General features: G+C 65.8%; 9 protein-coding genes. 5 read left to right on the plus strand and 4 right to left on the minus strand.

Features of this window, described 5'->3' with window-relative positions:
• The first annotated feature begins 52 nt into the window (after positions 1 to 52).
• From D7V80_RS33350 to D7V80_RS33365, 5 genes are all read left to right on the plus strand, one after another.
• Positions 53 to 5,926: a choice-of-anchor D domain-containing protein gene (locus D7V80_RS33350; RefSeq protein ID WP_120591952.1), complete on the plus strand. Its 5,874-nt coding sequence runs from the start codon at positions 53 to 55 to the stop codon at positions 5,924 to 5,926.
• 78 nt (positions 5,927 to 6,004) lie between these two features.
• Complete coding sequence (locus tag D7V80_RS41540; protein ID WP_147447290.1) at positions 6,005 to 6,676, plus strand: DUF6695 family protein; 672 nt, start codon at positions 6,005 to 6,007, stop codon at positions 6,674 to 6,676.
• 146 nt (positions 6,677 to 6,822) lie between these two features.
• A complete protein-coding gene (locus tag D7V80_RS33355; protein ID WP_120591953.1) occupies positions 6,823 to 7,737 on the plus strand; it encodes a LysM domain-containing protein in 915 nt (304 codons plus the stop codon).
• A gap of 177 nt (positions 7,738 to 7,914) precedes the next feature.
• Positions 7,915 to 8,442 carry a DUF3304 domain-containing protein gene (locus D7V80_RS33360; protein ID WP_158616741.1) on the plus strand — a complete coding sequence of 176 codons (528 nt, stop codon included), beginning with the start codon at positions 7,915 to 7,917 and terminating at the stop codon, positions 8,440 to 8,442.
• Complete coding sequence (locus D7V80_RS33365; RefSeq protein WP_120591955.1) at positions 8,426 to 10,333, plus strand: DUF2235 domain-containing protein; 1,908 nt, start codon at positions 8,426 to 8,428, stop codon at positions 10,331 to 10,333. The genes D7V80_RS33360 and D7V80_RS33365 overlap by 17 nt, the downstream gene beginning before the upstream one ends.
• A gap of 134 nt (positions 10,334 to 10,467) precedes the next feature.
• Here D7V80_RS33365 and D7V80_RS33370 read toward each other — a convergent pair whose 3' ends face one another.
• The 4 genes from D7V80_RS33370 to carB form a co-directional block, all read right to left on the minus strand.
• On the minus strand, positions 10,468 to 11,193 hold the full coding sequence (locus D7V80_RS33370; RefSeq protein ID WP_158616742.1) for a pentapeptide repeat-containing protein: 726 nt from the start codon (positions 11,191 to 11,193) through the stop codon (positions 10,468 to 10,470).
• A gap of 233 nt (positions 11,194 to 11,426) precedes the next feature.
• Positions 11,427 to 13,436: a rhomboid family intramembrane serine protease gene (locus tag D7V80_RS33375; protein ID WP_120591957.1), complete on the minus strand. Its 2,010-nt coding sequence runs from the start codon at positions 13,434 to 13,436 to the stop codon at positions 11,427 to 11,429.
• A 141-nt stretch (positions 13,437 to 13,577) separates the two neighbouring features.
• Complete coding sequence (locus tag D7V80_RS33380; RefSeq protein WP_233585901.1) at positions 13,578 to 14,102, minus strand: thrombospondin type 3 repeat-containing protein; 525 nt, start codon at positions 14,100 to 14,102, stop codon at positions 13,578 to 13,580.
• A gap of 226 nt (positions 14,103 to 14,328) precedes the next feature.
• Complete coding sequence (gene carB, locus D7V80_RS33385) at positions 14,329 to 17,580, minus strand: carbamoyl-phosphate synthase large subunit (RefSeq protein WP_120591959.1); 3,252 nt, start codon at positions 17,578 to 17,580, stop codon at positions 14,329 to 14,331.
• Positions 17,581 to 17,784: the final 204 nt, after the last annotated feature.

Genomic DNA, 17,784 nt, shown 5'->3' on the forward strand with positions numbered 1-17,784 from the left:
CTCCTCCACCGCCAAGGCCCCGGCCCTCCACGCCGAGAACTGAGGTCGCCTCATGCAACGCATCCTGTTCATCCTGACGGCTGCATTGTGCGTCCTGACCGCCTGTGGTCCCGAGGCGGAGAAGCCCCCCGCTGTCGCGGACAGCAGGGACGCGCATGTCCAGGTCCGTGCCGCGGCGCTGCGACCGGACGATCCGGTTCCTTCGCTCAGCGTGTCGGACACCGTCATCGACTTCGAGGACCAGCCTTCGTGCCAGCCGCGGCAGAAGTCCATCAAGCTGTACAACATCGCCAGCACGGCCTTCACGGTCCACCGTGTGACGACCACCGGGGGCTTCACCTTCAACGGCCTATACGACACGGCGGTCAACCGCTGCGACACCAACTGCTCCGTGCCGCCCACGCCCCTGAGCAGCACGGACGCAATGACCTTGCGGATTGGCTTTACTCCGCTCCAGCCCGGAACCTTCCACGGGACGCTGACGCTTCACACGAATGATCCCGTCGCCCCGTCAATCGTCGTGACGCTGGATGGAAAGGCCTCGGGCCCACTGGTCGTCCTCGGACAAACGTCCGTGGCGTTCGGCGCCCATGAACTGGGTTCTTCGACACCGCGCAGCGTCACGGTGATGAACCTGGGCAATACCAATTTCGTCATGCAGCCTTTCGCCACCGCCCCCTTCAGCGTGTCCGGCGCCACGGTGACCATCCCGCCCGCGGCATCGGCGGCGCTCGTGGTGAGCTTCAACCCCGTGACCGTCAACGACCTGGGCCCCCTCTCGGGTTCGCTCTTCCTGACGAACACCTCCGCCCTGTGCCCCGCCCCACCTTCCGCCATGCTCACCGGAGAGGGGCTCTCCCCCGCGAAGCTCGTCTTGAGCCGCACCGCGCTGGCCTTCCCTGACACGCCGGTGAATACCCAGAGCGCAACCCAGGAGGTCATCGTCCGGAACGACGGCGACGGCCTGCTCACGGTGACGCAGCTGAGTCTGCCCACCAACTCACCGTTCCACGTCACCCCTTCGGGCCCCTTCAGCCTTGGGAAGGGAGACACCCATCGACTGACGCTGACGTTCCGCCCGACGGTGGCGGACACCTGGAGTCACAACCTCAGCTTCACCATCGGCGGCACCGACGTGCCCGGCGTCTCTTTGACTGGCAGCACGCCGGCGGTCGTTCCTCCGAAGCTCGTCCTGAGCAGCACCGCGATGGTCTTTCCGAAGACGCCCTTGAACACCGACAGTGCCCCCCAGGAGGTCACGGTCCGGAACGAAGGCGGCAGCCTGCTCACCGTGACCCAGCTGGCGTTGCCCCTGGGCTCCCCCTTCCGGGTCGATACATCGGTCCCCTTCAGCATCGCCCCTGGGGGGACGCAACGCCTGAACGTGACGTTCCGGCCGGGTGCGTCCGGGACTTCAACGGACACCCTGGTCTTCAAGAGCAACGTCGCCGATCAGCCGCTGACGCTCACCGGAACCACGCCGAACAGCCCGAAGCTTGTCTTGAGCCGCACCGAGGTTGCCTTTGAGCAGACGCCGTTCGACACCGACAGCGCACCCCAGGAGGTCACGGTCAGGAACGGCGGGGACAGCCTGCTCACGGTGACGACGCTGACGCTGCCCCAGGGCTCTCCCTTCCGGGTGGACACCTCGGGCCCCTTCAGTCTCGCGCCCGGAGGCACCCAGCGCCTCCAGCTGACGTTCCGCCCGACGCAGACGAGCGCCACGAGCGCCACGCTCACCTTCACCAGCAACGACCCTGCCCCACCTGAACTCAAACTGTCCGGAACGAAGGCGCCGGGCAATGCCTGCCTGGGCATCGATCCCCTCTCGTTCGAATTCGCGGAGCAGGAGGCAGGAGACGTGGCCAGTGAGCAGAAGAAGGTGAAGGTGACCAACACAGGGAACGTCACGCTGACGGTGACCCCCACGGTGACCAAGGGCGGCAGTGCCTATTCCGTGAGCCCCAGCACGGCATTCACCCTGGAACCCGGCCCGGTGGGACGTGAGCTCTTCATCACGTTCAACCCTGGCCCCAGCGAGAACGGTGCCGTGGATGGCGTGCTTTCTTTCGGCACGTCGCCCACCACGTCCTGCGTGTCCAACGTGCCCCTCCATGGCACCGCGCGCAAGACCTCGCTGGAGGTCAGCACGACCAGCCTGGACTTCAGCGCTTGGACTGTCGGCGACCCGTACCTGACGCGGCAGGTAATCCTCACGAACCGCACCAACTGGGACATCAAGGTGTTCCCAGTATCATCCGGGACCCTGGACCCCTTCACGATCTCCGGCATCCCGGCGGAAGGAAAGACCGTCCAGAAGAACGGCGGTACCGCGCCGGTAACGGTGACCTTCGCCGCGACCACCTCGGGCGTGTACGCGAAGACGCTCCAACTCCAGACGGACGCCTCTCAGCCCCTGCCCCCAATAGCAATCACGGGTCAGGCGCTCGCCGCGGAGCTGACCCTGGTCAACAATCCACTGAACTTGCCGAACGTGGCTCCCGGAGGAGAGTCCACGGCCGATGCGACCTTGCGCAACACCGGCAACCAGGCCCTGTTCCTGTCGAAGGTCACCCTGGAGAGCGACGCCTTGTTCCAGGTCGTCGACTTCCTGCCCCAGACCGTGCAACCGGGAGGGGAGACCAAGGTGAAGGTGCGCTTCCGTCCCTTGACCAGCACGGGCAACCTGGAGACGCGGCTGCGCTTCTTCACCACGAATGACCGGCAGCTGCCGCCCGTGCTCGTCGTCAGGGGCAACTCCAATGGCCCCAACGCCATCTTCACAGCGAGCGAGATCGACTTTGGTTACAAGCAGAACAGGCTCACCCACGCCAATCTCAGCCTCAACGTGAGCAACAGCGGTGGCACCTCGTCCTCCGAGCCATTGCAGGTCACCGACGTCCGCATCGAGCCGCCCGGTACGGCGTTCTTCGTGGAGAACGTTACCAGCTCCGAACCCATCCTCCAGAAGGGTGCGAAGCGGCCCCAGCCCTTCCGGGTGACCTTCAGTCCTGTCATCGAGGATCAGGTGTACGAGGCCCGCCTGGACATCACCTACCGGGGGACCGTGAGCAATATCGAGACGAAGCGCAGCTTCCCATTGCAGGGGATTGGCGCGGAGGCAAGGTTCAGCACATCAAGGAGTGAGGTGAACTTCCTGGCCACGCAGCCGGGCACTTCCAACACGCTTCCGCTGGAAATCATCAACACAGGCCATGTGGAGGTTGACCTGGCGGAGGTGGCCTCCGACCTCGGGTCGTTCAACATTGACGTCCTTGGCTGGCCCAACTCCATCGTTCCGGTGGGAGGATCTCGCGACGTCGAGATCACGTTCGCGCCCCAGCTTTCGGGCAGCTACTCCGCGAACCTCAACCTCGCCACGAAGCCGCCTGCCACGGCCAGCCTGATCGTCAAGCTGTCCGGCGTTGCCGCGGTGGCGCAGATGCAGATGACCCGGAGCCAGCTTGTTTTCAATGATGTGCCCCGGCAGACCTCCAGCACGCAAACCGTCACGCTGACGAGCATCGGCTCCGCTCCACTCGAAATCAAGAATGTGACGACAGCGATTGGTCCCTTTACGGCGGTGCTGCGAAACAACCCGCAGTTCCCGGTGATCCTCCAGCGAACCGAGACCGCCCTGCTCGATGTCACGTTCACACCTGGCGCCGCGCTGGATGTGACTGGCGCCGTGCACGTGCTGAGCAATTCGAACGGCAGCGAGGATCAGGTCATCCAGCTCTCGGGCCGAGGCACCACGCCCGTGCTGGTGGTGCTCGGTGGAGCCCCCGAATTCGCGCCGCAGGCGCTCAATGTCGAAGGGGAGCCCAAGAAGCTGACGGTGAAGAACGAAGGCAGGGCCCCGCTGGAGGTCTACTCCGTCTCCGTCCCGGACCAGTTCTGCCTGCGCGAGGATACGCAGCAAACCACGCCGTGCCGCTCCTCCCTGCCTCCCGACGTGCCCGGGCCCATCTTCACGGTGGCCCCCGGCGCGGAGCACCCCGTCTACATCTCGGCGAAGCCCACCCAGCTCCTCAGCATCAAGCGCAACCTGACCATCGTCAGCAACGCTGACCCGTCGTCCACCGTCGTGGAGCTGGCCGTGGAGGGGGTGGGCGGCGTGAGCCTGTCACCCTCCAACATCGACTTCGGGCGCGTGAACTTCGGCTCCTTCGCGGAGAAGACGGTGACGGTGACCAACACCGGCATCACCGACGCGAACATCTCCCTGACGCTCCCGGCGGGAAGTTCGGAGTTCTCCGTGCAGGAAGCGCTGCCCAGGGTGCCCGCGAATGGCAGTGCCTCGGTGAAACTGCGTTTCACCCCGCAGGGGTCGACCGGCGGACTCCGGACGACCAAGGCCACGGTGCGGGTGGAGGCGTCCTCCCAGGCTCCGCTGGAGCTCACCCTTCAGGGAACGGCCACGCTGGCCAGGCTCGCGGTGACGCGCAAGGACGCCCAGTCCTTCGACGGTTCACTTGATTTTGGAGGAGTGCGGGTGAACACGACCTCGGATGGCATCGGGCTGAGGTTGACCCATGTCCTGCCGGCGGGCTCCCCGGGTTCAGGCACGGAGTCGAGCACGCTCAAGGTGGAGGACATCACGCTGGACGCGGCGGATGCGGCGTCATTCATCCTGCAGAAGCCTTCGCTGCCGCTGGTGCTGAACGCGGGAAACAGCATGGATGTGTCGGTCCAGTTCCGTCCGGACGCCCAGCGGAGCTTCAACGCGGTCCTGCGCATCACCTCTGAAGACAGTCAGGTGAGCACCATGCTCGTGGAGCTGGAGGGCCAGGGCCGGACGAATCAGCTCAGCCTGTCCACGCCCACCCTGGAGTTTGGCGCGCGGGTGGCCGAATCCTCCGCCTCGGCGATCCGTTCCGTGCGGCTCACCAATGAATCGCTCCAGCCGTTGGTGGTGCGCGGACTGGAGATCATCGGCGCGACGGAGAACTCCGAGCCCTCGCACTTCAGTCTGGATTCAGCGCCCACGCTCCCGTTCACGCTGGCGGCCCAGGAATCGAAGGACATCTCCGTCAAGTACGTCCCCCGTCCGGACGTCACGTCGAAGGCCAACCTCCTGGTGGTGACGAGCGACCTCGAGTCTCCGAACGCGCAGGTGTCGTTGTCGGGCCGAGGGCTCTCCACGGTGTTCCGTGCGCTCAACCGCGCGGTGGACTTCGGCACCGTGCGCCAGGCGGAGCCGGCGACGGCGAAGGTGGTGCTCACCAACGACAGCACCCAGGAACTGCAGGTGATGCCGCCCAGGGTGGAAGGCCCCCAGGCCGCGAGCTTCGTGGTGGTGTCTCCCCTCCTCGGAGCGGAGGGCCGCGCCCTGCCGCAGGGTGACTCGCTGACGTTGGATCTGAAGTACGACACGACGCAGATTGGCGCGTCGAAGGCGACGCTGGTCCTGGGCACGAAGGACCAGGAACGCGCGGCGCTGGTGGCCCTGTCAGGCGTCTCGGTGGCCAGCTTCCTGACCATCGAGCCGTTCGAGTTGGATCTGGGCTGGGTGGACATTGGCGCCACCAGCGCGCCGCGCACGGTGACACTCACCAACCAGTCCGCGTCGCCAGCGCGCCTGAGCGTGGTGGAGAACACCAACCCGGCGTTCGTGATCGACGCGAGCGCCCTGGACGCGGAGCTGGCGCCGGGAGCGCAGACGACGGTGGGCGTCACGTTCCGCGGCGAGGTGGGCGGCCCCGCGGAGGGCACGCTGAAGCTGCGCCTGCGCGGCGAGACGACGGCGGAGGCCACGCTCACGCTGAAGGGCAACGCCAGGACCCTGGGAGGCACGGGCGGCGGCTGCGCCTGTGGAACCAGCGGGGACGGGGGCGCGGCGTTGGCCCTGTTGCTCCTGCTGGGGTTGGGACTGGCACGCCAGGGGCGGCGCGAAAAGGCACCGGCGTCAACCATGCATTCCTGACAAACCATCCACGTCACAAATGCCGCCCCAGAGAGCAATCCGCATGTCCTGCCGGTCAACGGCAGGACATGTCCCATCGTGCGACACAGCCACTCAATCAAACACTTAAATTCAATGCCGCCTCCCTCAAAAGACACCATCATCGTTATCGCCTGGCCCGACAAGCGAGTTCGTCTGACGCCAGGCTCGAAATGGCTTGGGAAAACAGGCATCATGGGCGCCAAAGATGGGACTATCGAAGCAGGACATGCGGGCTCCATCCTTGTTGAGACAAGCTCAGGAACAACGAAGTATTACGACTACGGGCGATACGGACAGAACAAGGACAAGGGGATTGTGCGCTGCAGCGCCTCGCATCCACTATCGGTGCCCGACGCCGAACTCGATCTTGCTGGAGACATTTGCAATATCGACAAAATCCTCCTCTCGGTTGCAGCAAACAAACTGTTCGCCGGCTACGGAAGGATGATTGCCTCTGTCTGCAAAGGGGTCAGATACACAAAGATGATCACTTTTGCAGAAGAATTACGCTCAAAAGGCGAGACTGCCTACGGCCCTTTCAAATACCATGGCACCAACTGCGCCCGATTTGTCGCCGACCTCATCATCAAGGGAGACGCGCCCATGGCCGTGATTGCAGACGTCTGGACCAACGTCACGCCAAGCCCATGGGGGAATGTCGAAAACGCCGACACCGAGGAGACAATTTACACAGTGGAAAACAATGCCCTAAGCATAAGAAGCACCTAGACCCTTCAGCGCGACACATCGCCCGAAGGCATGTTTTCAGCTAAAACACCAAGCCCCTTCCAAGCACGCTGCGCCGACACATTGCACCTTCCGCCACAATCAAAACCACACCCATTTCAAACCCACCTATACCTGAGCTGCACGCCATGCCTGACGCCACCTATAGGGTTGTTGCCGGCGACACGCTTTTTGAGATAGCAACTCGCTACAACACGTCGGTCAAGACGCTCGTTCAAGCCAATTGCATTCTGAACCCCGACCGCATTCTTGTTGGCCAACTTCTGCGGATACCCAGGGGGAATTTAACAACGGCTGCGCCCACGAACCTCAAAGAGGCTCCCGCAAGAACGCCCCTCGCCGACAAATCTCAGGCAAAGCCGCAGAGAATCCAAGCCACTTCGGCCTCATCTCCCAACGGCTACAAGTCCGTCAACCTCGACTCCTTTTTGTCGATTGAGCAATCATCAAACTCTCCAGCCGCCATCATCATTGGAAATGCGGAGGGGACCCGAACACCCCATGGCGGCAAGACACGAGCATTTGGCAGCCACACCGACCCTGGCAACAGCAAAGTCAACAAAGGTTCATTTTCGTATCAGGACGGCGTCGTCAAGACGCCAGATGAAGCAGACCGAAAGCAGCTCAAATCGCTCCGCGCAAGGATCCCAGAATACCTCAAGGCGGCCAAAAGCGCTGGCCTGGATCCGAACAACATCCTTCTAGCAGCGGCGTTTTTCGACAGCCGGAATCAATCACAGGCCGCCGGCGATCGATTTCTCAAGCAGCTTCCCTATCTCAATGAAAAGGGCATCACTCCGGAGGCCATTGTCGAGGCCCGTGTCCGCAGTTGGGTCGACCCTAGAACTGCGCAGCGCTATCTGACGAAAAAGGGGAAGCCGGTAGCAGGCGGGCTCGCCAAGATCGCGCAACGGCGGGCGAAACAAGAAGGACGCATATTCCGAGGCGAGGTTGATGTCATCCGTGAGATCCGTTCCGATCAGAAGCGGCGTGTCATGGCCATGGTGGATGCACTCAAGGCCCAGGGGCTCACAACTCCTTGAGCGAGTTAGAGACACCTCGGGTCAGGGACATCAATCTCGCCTCAATGGTGTAGGCGCGATACGAAACTCGCCCTTGTGGTGGAAAGGCCAGGAGCAACCGGGTAAACCCGCTCAATGGCGACGATCTCCAGGATTCTTGAACGGCCCTCCACGAGAGGTGTCCGCGGCGGCGCGTGGTTGGGACTTCTCCTGCTGGCGGCCTCCTGCAAGCAGCCGGCGTCGGAGACGAAGCCGGCGGCCCCTCCTCCAACGGTGCCACCGCAGGCCTCTGCTCTCGCGAAGCCCGTCGCTCTAGAGATCAACGGCTACAACTACACCGACCTCGCCATCGACAGCTTCGAGGTGAACGGCCAGGGCGGAGGTGACCTCTCGGTCAGTTCGACGACCAGCGGTGGTGGCAAGGGCACCTGCTGTCTGGGGCTCTCGCCTGACACGAAGTTCCCCGTGGAGCTGGCCATCCGGTGGACACGGGACCGGAAGCGTTGGTGTGAGAAGACCGTCCAGCTCGCGCCCCCTGTCACCGGCGACCCGCGTCACATTGGAGTGCACTTCTTCCCGGATGGACGCATCGAAGCAGAGCTCACCGAAGGCTACCCAGACTTGAAGTTGAAGCTCGACCGGGTGGATGCGGGCAGGCGCAAGCCCACCGGCAACTCGGTCCAGGACGAGCAGTCAGCGAGGTGCCGTGATGGCGACGATCCATGAGCAGGGCAAGCAGCAGTCTCCCAAGCGGTTGATCCAGGCAGCCTCTCTGGCGGACGTCGATACGGAGGGCACAGCGCGGGCGCCCAGCGTCAAGCTGGCCCTACTTCCGCAGAGCGCCCCAGCCGCCGTGCCGCAGACTCTCAAGGTCTCCTTCTTCTTCGACGGCACCGGCAACAACCTGGACGCGGACCTCGGCACCGAGGAACACAGCAATGTCGCGCGCCTGTTCCGCGCACACTCGGAGACCAGCTCCGCCACGGGCGTCTACAGCTACTACCTCCCTGGCATCGGAACGCGCTTCAAGGCGATTGGCGACCCTGGCGGCGAGAAGATGAGCCTGGGGTTCGGCGACAGAGGGTCGGATCGCCTCGACTGGGCGATGAAGAAGCTGGAGGCGGTGCTCGACCTGAGCAAGGGCCGCAAGGTCCTCATCGCATTGTTTGGATTTTCGCGTGGGGCCGCGCTCGCGCGTGCCTTCGCCCGGCTCGTGGCCGGGAAATGCATCGGAAGCCAGGCGGGGGGATGGAGTTTCACGCACAACGGAAGCCCGCATCGGGTTCGCCTGTACTTCATGGGGCTCTTCGACACCGTGGCATCGGTGGGCATGCCCATGAGCACCAACAACGGTCAGGCCATAGACCTATCCACGGGCGTCCTCAATCTGGAGCAGGCCCTCAAGAGCCGCCACGCCTACGGCAGCACGCTCTCCAATATCGCGTTCGCTGAAGGCGGCGCGCCCGGCGCGGACCCCGCATCAGGCTGGGCGGATGGCCACATGGCCTGGGCGGACGACCTCCGCATCCCCGCCATGGTGGAAGACTGCGTCCACATGGTGGCCGCGCATGAGATCCGCAACTCCTTCCCCCTGGACAGCGTGCTTCAGGGCAGGAGCTATCCGAAGAGCTGCCGTGAGATCGTCTACCCTGGCGCCCATTCGGACGTCGGCGGCGGCTATCGCCTGGGTGAGGGGGCCCGCAGCACGGCGGTCGGTTCGTTCTTGAGCCTCATTCCCCTGAGAGCGATGCGGGCCGAGGCGATCAAGGCTGGAGTGCCCCTGGAGGCCTCGAGTCCCCTCCCCCTCAAGCAGAAGGATTTCGCAGAGGACCCCTCCAGCCAGACCGCGTTCGCCACCCTCAGCCGCCGCTTCAACCACTACATGGGGAGTGCGGGCTGGGGTGGGAAGTCCGTGGGCGGCATGCTGCTTTCCCACATGAAGCTCTACTACCAATGGCGCCTGCACAAGGCCTTGCTCAACCAGAAGAGCCGCGGCGCGGGCAAGCCTACCGCGGACCAGACAGTGCTCGCATCCTACGAGCCCGTCTGGAAGAAAGAGCGCAACACGCTCACCCAGACCACGAACAGGCTGAAGACCGAGGTCAAGAAACACCAGCGAACGGCCTGGGCGCTCCAGGATTCAGGAGCGTCAATGTTCAAGGAAGGGCAGAAGATGTACGAGGAAGAGGTGGCGCTCGCGCGCAAGGCGGAGGACCAATACCTTGCCAAGAAGTCCATCCTGGACACGCTGCCTGGTACGGATGGCTCGTTCGTGAAGAACTCGCGCATCTACGACGCGCAGCTCCTGGAGGACGCCCGGATCCTCAAGGCGCTTGCCCAGAAGAAGGGACGAAACAAGCTGCGGCCGCACTATCGCGCCCTGCTGGAGGCCTATGAGGCGGAGTCCGCAGGCAAGGGATTGAAGGACGTGGAGATCATCGCGTTCTTCGACACCTATGTTCACGACTCACTCGCCGGCTTCGCTGGCGATGCGACGCTGCCGTCCGACCCGCGCGTCGTCTACACGGGCGGTGACGACAAGCTCGAGTACGCCCACAACACGAAGCCGTCACCTCGGGGCATCGAGAGCGCGATGCAAGAGTCCACGCTGGGGTAGCGTGTTGGGAGGATGAGGCCATACGGGTATCTGGCAGCCCTGGCGTAACCGTCCGCCAATGACGAGCGGTAAGGGATTGCCAGGGGCGCCCCCTTGAGGAACAGCTCACCAGCACGAAACGCTGAGAAGTCCCATCAGGGCTTCTCGGGGGCGCAGCGGCCAACGGAACCAGGCCCACAGCGTGTGCCATCCACCCAGATGGCATTCTCCAGATGGGCGCCCTTCAGGTCCGCATTCAGCAGGTTCGCGCCGCGAAGGTCGGCTCCCTCCAGCGAGGCATCGCGCAGGATGGCGCCCTGAAGCTGGGCGCCTTGCAGGTTGCAGTATGCCAGGATGGCGTCTTTCAAATCCGCTGAGCGCAAGTCTACCCGAGGCAGGCTCGCCCCGCCGCTTGGGACAGAATAGAAGTGAGTACGCTCGGTGCGCTGATACGTGCCTGCTGGGCCAAAGAACCTGCTGCCGGCAAGCCGGGCCTTCCGCAAATTCGCGCCCGAGAAATCCGCACTCTCCAGGGAGCGTGCGCCCTGAAGGTCCGCCCCTTCCAGATTGGCGTCCTGGAGTTGGGTGTTCGTCAGGTAGGCCTCCTCGAACAGGGCGCCTTGCAGTTCGGCGTGCCGCAGGTCGGTTGCGGCCAGGGAGGCCCCGCGCAGATCCGCGCCACGCAGATTCGCCCGGGCCAGGTGTGCTTCTCGCAGGGAAGCGTCCCGGAGCTGCGCCCCTGGCAACACGGCCCCCTCCAGACGCGCCCCGACCAGCTGACAGCCGTTACACGCCTTGGTTTCCATGAACCCACGAAGCAGCTTGTCCTGGGCGCTTTCGCAGCTTGTCAGCAGGCCTACCGACAACGTCGCGGGAATCAAGAGGAGAACAGAGGGGGACCGCCAGCGAGGAGGAGCAGCCGACGTCATGAAAGACCCCTGGTGCCAGCGGTTGCGCTCATACGTCTCGTGAGCGGACGAGGCCCCGGCCTCGCAGGGCAGCAAACTACGCGGATACCACGGTCGACGCGGGATCAGACAGGGGGCGATGCTCCTACAGCTACGCCGCAATGTTTGGGAGCACGGTCGGTACCTGGTCCGTAGGCCCCCGCGCCTCAAGCCGCCGCGGCCACCTGTCCGTAGTAGTGCGCCGTGAGCTCGCTCTCGGTGGCGAAGCGCGGATAGCGGCCCTCTGCCAGCGTGGGCGCGTCCGGCAGGGCGTTGGCGCTGGAGTGCTCCAGCAGCGCAGCCAGGAAGCGCGCGTAGGCCTCCCGCGGCGCGAGGCCGGGATAACGCTCCGGCAGCCCGAGCCCGGCGGCCGGGATGCGCAGCACGGTCGGCCCTCGCTCCAGGTCCCCCCAGGACACCACCAGGTCGGTGAGCACCGTCTGCCGGGGGGCCGCCCCTTCGGGCCCGGCGATGGGCAGCATTCCCACGGCCACCGCCATGACCTCCGTGACGGACAGCGACCGGCGCTGTCCTCCCTGGGACTCCACCATCAGGGCCTTGTCGGACAGCCCCAGGATGCGACAGGGGATGATTCGCGGGGGCAACGTGGAGCCCCCGGGCGACTCGGGCGCCAGGGCCGCGACGGCGCGAGTCCTTGGCGCGGAGGACTCCGTGTCCAGGGCGATTCCCCGGTCCTTCATCCGCGCGTCCATCCGCGCCACCTCCACCTCCAGCTGGCCAATCCGCTCCGCCAACGCGGCGGCATCCCCGGTCGCCATCGGCTTCGCCCGGGTCAGGTATTCCACCGCCTTCTCCGGGGCGTCACGGCGCGCCAGCCGTAGCTCCGCGGCGCGAATCAGGGCGCGCACCGCCATGGCGCCGGTGCCCTTGCCCGCCGCGGCGTAGAGCGACTCGGCCATCTCCACTGAGTTGGAGGGGGCTCCCTCCTGGTCCATCCCCTGCGCCACGCGCCAGGCGACACCCGGGCGCAGCCGGTCCACGGGGAACAGCTCTCCCAACTGGTCCACCGCGTGCCAGAGCGGTTCGGGAACGTCATGTCCGACCAGCAGCTGCAGTGCCTTCTCCACCCGCGCGGAGCCGGAAGGCACCCGGCCGTCCTCCAGCTCCATCCGCCCCAGGGAGAGCAGCGCCTCGGTGTTGTCCGGATGGTCCGCCAGGATGCGCTGGAAGGTCGCCCGTGCCTTCTCACGGTCGCCGCCGTCCAGCGCGGTCTGCGCCTCCAGCATGCGAGGGTCCGCCACCCAGCCCCCTTCACGCGCGGCGATGGCGGGGGCAACGAAGCGCTCCTCCAGCCGTGTCACGCGCAGCGCGCTGGCCGCGACGAAGCCGAAGGCGAACCCGCCAATGTGCGCCATCACCGCGACGCCCGTGTTGTTGCCCAGGACGACGAAGTCGAGCACCTGGTTGCCGAACCAGAGGCCCGCCCACAGCCAGCCCGGAACGCCAAAGGTGCCGCGCCATATTTTCAGGAGCCAGAAGAGATAGCCCACGCGGACCTTGCGCGTGGCGAAGCGCAGACAGAACGCGCCCATGCACGCCGCCACCGCTCCGGAGGCACCGACCATCAGTGTCTGGGATTGGGTATCGAGCGCGAAGTGGGCAATCCCCGCCACCAGGCCCCCCACCCCGTAGAAGGCCGCGAACAGCGGCCGGCCCCACGCGTCCTCGAGCAGCAACCCCACGACGTAGAAGAACAGCAGGTTCCCCAGCAGGTGCATCCACCCGAGGTGCAGGAACATGTACGTCAGCCAGCCCCACTGCAGCGGACCCCGCGCGGGCACGAGCCCCAGGCGGTAGAGCAGGCCCGAATCCCTCGCCTCCAGGACGCTCTCGCAGTGCGCGTCGAGCCGAGCCTGGAGCGCATTCACGTCCACGCCCCTGGCCGGCGCCTCCATCTCCTCCTTCAGCCGGGCCAGCAGCGCCTGTCCGTGCTCACTGAGGAGCGAGTTGCAGCCCGGGGGCAGCTCCAGATCGGGATGGGCGAGCGTCTCCTGGAGCAGCTCGCGAACCTCGCCCTCGCCCACCCCGCCCGGGTTCGTTGGAACCACCCAGGTGATGAAGAAGGCCACGGCACAGAGCGCGGCGATGGAGACGGAGACCCAGGGGCGACGGTCGAGCGTCGCACCCTCCACTCCAAGCGGGAGCAAGAACACCATTTGCGCACGGACATATCACGCCAGGTCACACGCCTTCACCTGGCGCACCCAAAAGGACTTGCCTTCAAATTCGTGAAAACAGCCATGTCGAGCAACTCACATCATCACTCCAGACACAGCCTGAAGAACGCCCCCTCCAGCTCAGTCGCGCTTCTTGGAGCCCGGCAAACCAGACATGTGGGTGACCGCGGTTCCCTCCAGCGTCATCAGGCAGTCCTCCAGGGTCGGATCTCCAGGCAGGTCTGCGACCACGAAGACGGAATGCTCCCCGGCCTCGGTCGGCCTCAGCACGAGCGAGATGCTCGCGGAGGCAATCCCTACAATCGCTGGCATCGCGCAAATGACGCGCGTCCCGGAGACGTGACACGGCCGGCCCGTTCCATCCGTGCTTCGCAGCAGGGTCATGGCCTCGGGCAGGATGACTCGAACGGAGAGGCCCGTCGCGGGGAGGTTGCCTGTGTTGGTGACTGTCGCCGACAGCCGGACCTCGTCGTTCACGAGGACTGGGGATGGCGCCAGGGACGCCACGAGCCGCGCATCCGCGTAAACGAGGTCCGGGTCGCACGCGTCTCCGATGTGGTCCCCATCACGGTCCTGCTGTTCCGGGTTGAAGACAAGCGGACAGTTGTCCTCGCGGCCCCCCAGGCCGTCCCCGTCATGATCCACATCCGGGACGGCCTCCTTGGGATTGACAGGCCTTCCCGCCGTACGCCCCTGAGCGACGACCGTCCGCTCCGCGCATGCAGTGACCATGCATCCGAGGAGGAGCCATCCTCTCAGGCCTGGGGGCACGAATCGTGAGGTGGAGCGACTCACGCCATTCCTCTCCAGGTGACGAACCGGGCCTCCCTGTCGTCCAGGGGGCCCGGTCCCAGCCATCCGCGGCCCGTCCCTACCGGCGCGCCGGAGGCACGCCGCCTTCGCCGTACAGGTAGCCCTGCAGCGGCTTCACCGCGAGCTCCGAGCGCTTCAGCGACTCCAGCGCGCCCACCGCCATGCGCGCCGCCTGCACCGTCGTGTAGTACGGCACCGAGTGCATCAGCGCCTCACGGCGGATGGAGAAGCTGTCCGCGATCTCCTGCTTGCCGAAGGTGGTGTTGATGACCAGGACGATCTCCCCGTCGACGATCTTGTCGACGATGTTCGGCCGGCCCTCCTTCACCTTCTGCACCCGCTGCGACTCGATGCCCTTCGTCAGCAGGTAGTCGTGCGTGCCCGCCGTCGCCGTCAGGCTGAAGCCCATCGACCGCAGGCGCTTCGCCAGGTCCACCACCGCGGGCTTGTCCTCGTCCTTCACGGAGATGAACACCCGGCCGCTCTTGGGCAGCTTCACGCCCGCCGCCAGCTGGCTCTTCGCGAACGCGGACGCGTAGTCCTCCGCCAGGCCCATGACCTCGCCCGTGGACTTCATCTCCGGGCCCAGGATCACGTCCACGCCAGCGAAGCGCGCGAACGGGAAGACGCTCTCCTTCACCGCCACGTGCCGGAACTCCGGCTCCTCCGTGCGGCCCAGCTCCTTCAGCGTCTTGCCCACCATGCAGAGCGCCGCGATCTTCGCCATTGGGACGCCCGTCGCCTTGGAGATGAACGGCACCGTGCGGCTCGCGCGCGGGTTCACCTCCAGGATGTAGATGTTCTTCCCCTGGATGGCGAACTGCACGTTCATCAGCCCCACCACGCCCAGCTCGCGCGCCATGGAGATGGCCTGGTCCTTCATCCGCTCCACCAGGTCCGGCGACAGCGAGTGCGGAGGCAGCGTCGCCGCCGCGTCACCCGAGTGCACGCCCGCCTCCTGGATGTGCTCCAGCACGCCGCCAATCAGCACCTGCCCCGTGCGGTCCGCCACCAGGTCCAGGTCCACCTCGATGGCGTCCTTCAGGAAGCGATCGATGAGCACCGGGTGCTCCGGCGACGCGCTCACCGCCTCGCGCATGTAGCGCTCCAGGCTGGCCGCGTCGTAGACCGTCTCCATCGCCCGCCCGCCCAGCACGTACGACGGACGCACCATCACCGGGTAGCCGATGCGCTCGGCCACCTTGAAGGCCTCCGCGTGGCTGCGCGCGACGCCGTTCTCCGGCTGCTTCAGGCCCAGCTTCTCAATCAGCTTCGCGAACTTCTCGCGGTCCTCCGCCCGGTCGATGGCGTCCGGCGACGTACCAAGAATCGGCAGCCCCGCCTGCTCCAGCGGCACGCTCAGGCGCAGCGGCGTCTGCCCGCCGAACTGCACGATGGCGCCCACCGGCTTCTCGCGCTGGGACACCTCCAGCACGTCTTCAATCGTCAGCGGCTCGAAGTAGAGGCGGTCGGACGTGTCGTAGTCCGTGGACACCGTCTCCGGGTTGCAGTTGACCATCACCGTCTCGTACCCGGCCTCGCGCAGCGCGAAGGCCGCGTGCACGCACGCGTAGTCGAACTCGATGCCCTGGCCGATGCGGATGGGACCGCTGCCCAGGATGAGGACCTTCTGCCGGTCCGTGGGGGGCGCCTCGTCCTCCTCCTCGTAGGTGGAGTAGAGGTAGGGCGTGTACGCCTCGAACTCCGCGGCGCAGGTGTCCACCCGCTTGAACACCGGACGGATGCCGCGCGCGTGCCGGTGCGCCCGCACCTCCGCCTCCGGGTAGCCCATCAGGTTGCCCAGGTACTTGTCGGAGAAGCCGTGCGCCTTGGCCTGCCGCAAGACGTCGTCCGCCAGGTGGTCCAGGCGGCCAATGTCCGCCAGCGACTGCGCCTCGCGCACCAGCGCCTCGATGTGCCGCAGGAACCACGGGTCGATGGCGGAGAGCTGGTGCACCTGCTCCACCGTCATGCCCTCGCGGAAGGCCTGCGCCACGAACCACGGGCGCTCCGGACGGGGCACGCGCAGGCCCTCGTGCAGCACCTTCTCGCGCTCTTCCTTCTCCGTGGGCAGCTCCGGCGACTCCAGGCCCACGCGCCCCAGCTCCATGGAGCGCAGCGCCTTCATGTACGCCTCGGGGAAGGTGCGGCCAATGGCCATCACCTCGCCCACCGAGCGCATGCTCGTGGTCAGCGTGCGGTCCGCCTTGGGGAACTTCTCGAAGTTGAAGCGCGGCACCTTCACCACCACGTAGTCCAGCGTCGGCTCGAAGGAGGCCGGCGTGTCGCGGGTGATGTCGTTGCGCAGCTCGTCCAGCGTGTAGCCCAGCGCCAGCTTCGCGGCGACCTTCGCGATGGGGTAGCCCGTCGCCTTGGACGCCAGCGCGCTGGAGCGCGACACGCGCGGGTTCATCTCGATGACGACCATGCGGCCGTCTCGCGGGTGGATGCCGAACTGGATGTTGGAGCCGCCCGTGTCGACGCCAATCTCGCGGATGATGGCCAGCGACGCCTGCCGCATGCGCTGGTACTCGCGGTCCGTCAGCGTCTGCGCGGGCGCCACGGTGATGGAGTCACCGGTGTGCACGCCCATCGGATCCAGGTTCTCGATGGAGCAGATGATGATGACGTTGTCCGCGGAGTCGCGGACCACCTCCAGCTCGTACTCCTTCCAGCCGAGCACGCTCTCCTCCACGAGGATGGTGGAGGTGGGGCTCGCCTTGAGGCCCGAGCGGCAGATGGTCTCGAACTCCTCGCGGTTGTACGCGATGCCGCCGCCCGTTCCACCCAGCGTGAAGGAGGGACGGATGATGGCCGGGAAGCCGATCTCCTCCACCAGCGCCATGGCGTCCGTGAGCGTCGTCGCGTAGCCGCTCTTGGGCAGCGCCACGCCGATCTTCTGCATGGCCGCCTTGAAGAGCTGGCGGTCCTCGGCCTTGTTGATGGCCTCCAGGGACGCGCCAATGAGCCGCACCCCGTACTTCTCCAGGATGCCGCGCTCCGCGAGCGCCTTGGCCAGGTTCAGCGCCGTCTGCCCGCCCATGGTGGGCAGCAGGGAGTCTGGCCGCTCGGCGGCGAGGATCTTCTCCGCCGCTTCCACGGTGATGGGTTCAATGTAGGTGCGGTGCGCGAACTCTGGGTCCGTCATCACCGTGGCGGGGTTGCTGTTGAGCAGCACCACCTCCACGCCCTCGTCCCGAAGCGCCTTGATCGCCTGGGTGCCTGAGTAGTCGAACTCGACGGCCTGCCCGATGACAATCGGGCCCGAGCCAATCACGAGAACCTTCCGGATATCGGTACGCTTGGGCATCGGGCGCCCCCCATACCAACGTCCGCCCCCACATGCACGCGGTGCGTTGTGGCATCCGAAGAGACCGTCCGATGCCCGCCTGCTCGGAGGACCCCGGCCCGGCGTCCTCTGCTACGCTGCCGCGCTTCCCTCCGGAGGTTTCATGCGTCGCTGGCCCCTGGCCCTGCTCGTCCTTCTCTCCGCGCCCGCCCTCGCCCAGGACAC

Source organism: Corallococcus sp. CA054B, from assembly GCF_003611625.1.
GTDB classification, from domain to species: domain Bacteria; phylum Myxococcota; class Myxococcia; order Myxococcales; family Myxococcaceae; genus Corallococcus; species Corallococcus coralloides.

Coding starts and splice junctions, on each gene's coding strand:
- D7V80_RS33350 (WP_120591952.1), top strand. CDS start 53: ATGCAACGCATCCTGTTCATCCTGACGGCTGCATTGTGCGTCCTGACC.
- D7V80_RS33355 (WP_120591953.1), top strand. CDS start 6,823: ATGCCTGACGCCACCTATAGGGTTGTTGCCGGCGACACGCTTTTTGAG.
- D7V80_RS33365 (WP_120591955.1), top strand. CDS start 8,426: ATGGCGACGATCCATGAGCAGGGCAAGCAGCAGTCTCCCAAGCGGTTG.
- D7V80_RS33375 (WP_120591957.1), bottom strand. CDS start 13,436: ATGGTGTTCTTGCTCCCGCTTGGAGTGGAGGGTGCGACGCTCGACCGT.
- carB (WP_120591959.1), bottom strand. CDS start 17,580: ATGCCCAAGCGTACCGATATCCGGAAGGTTCTCGTGATTGGCTCGGGC.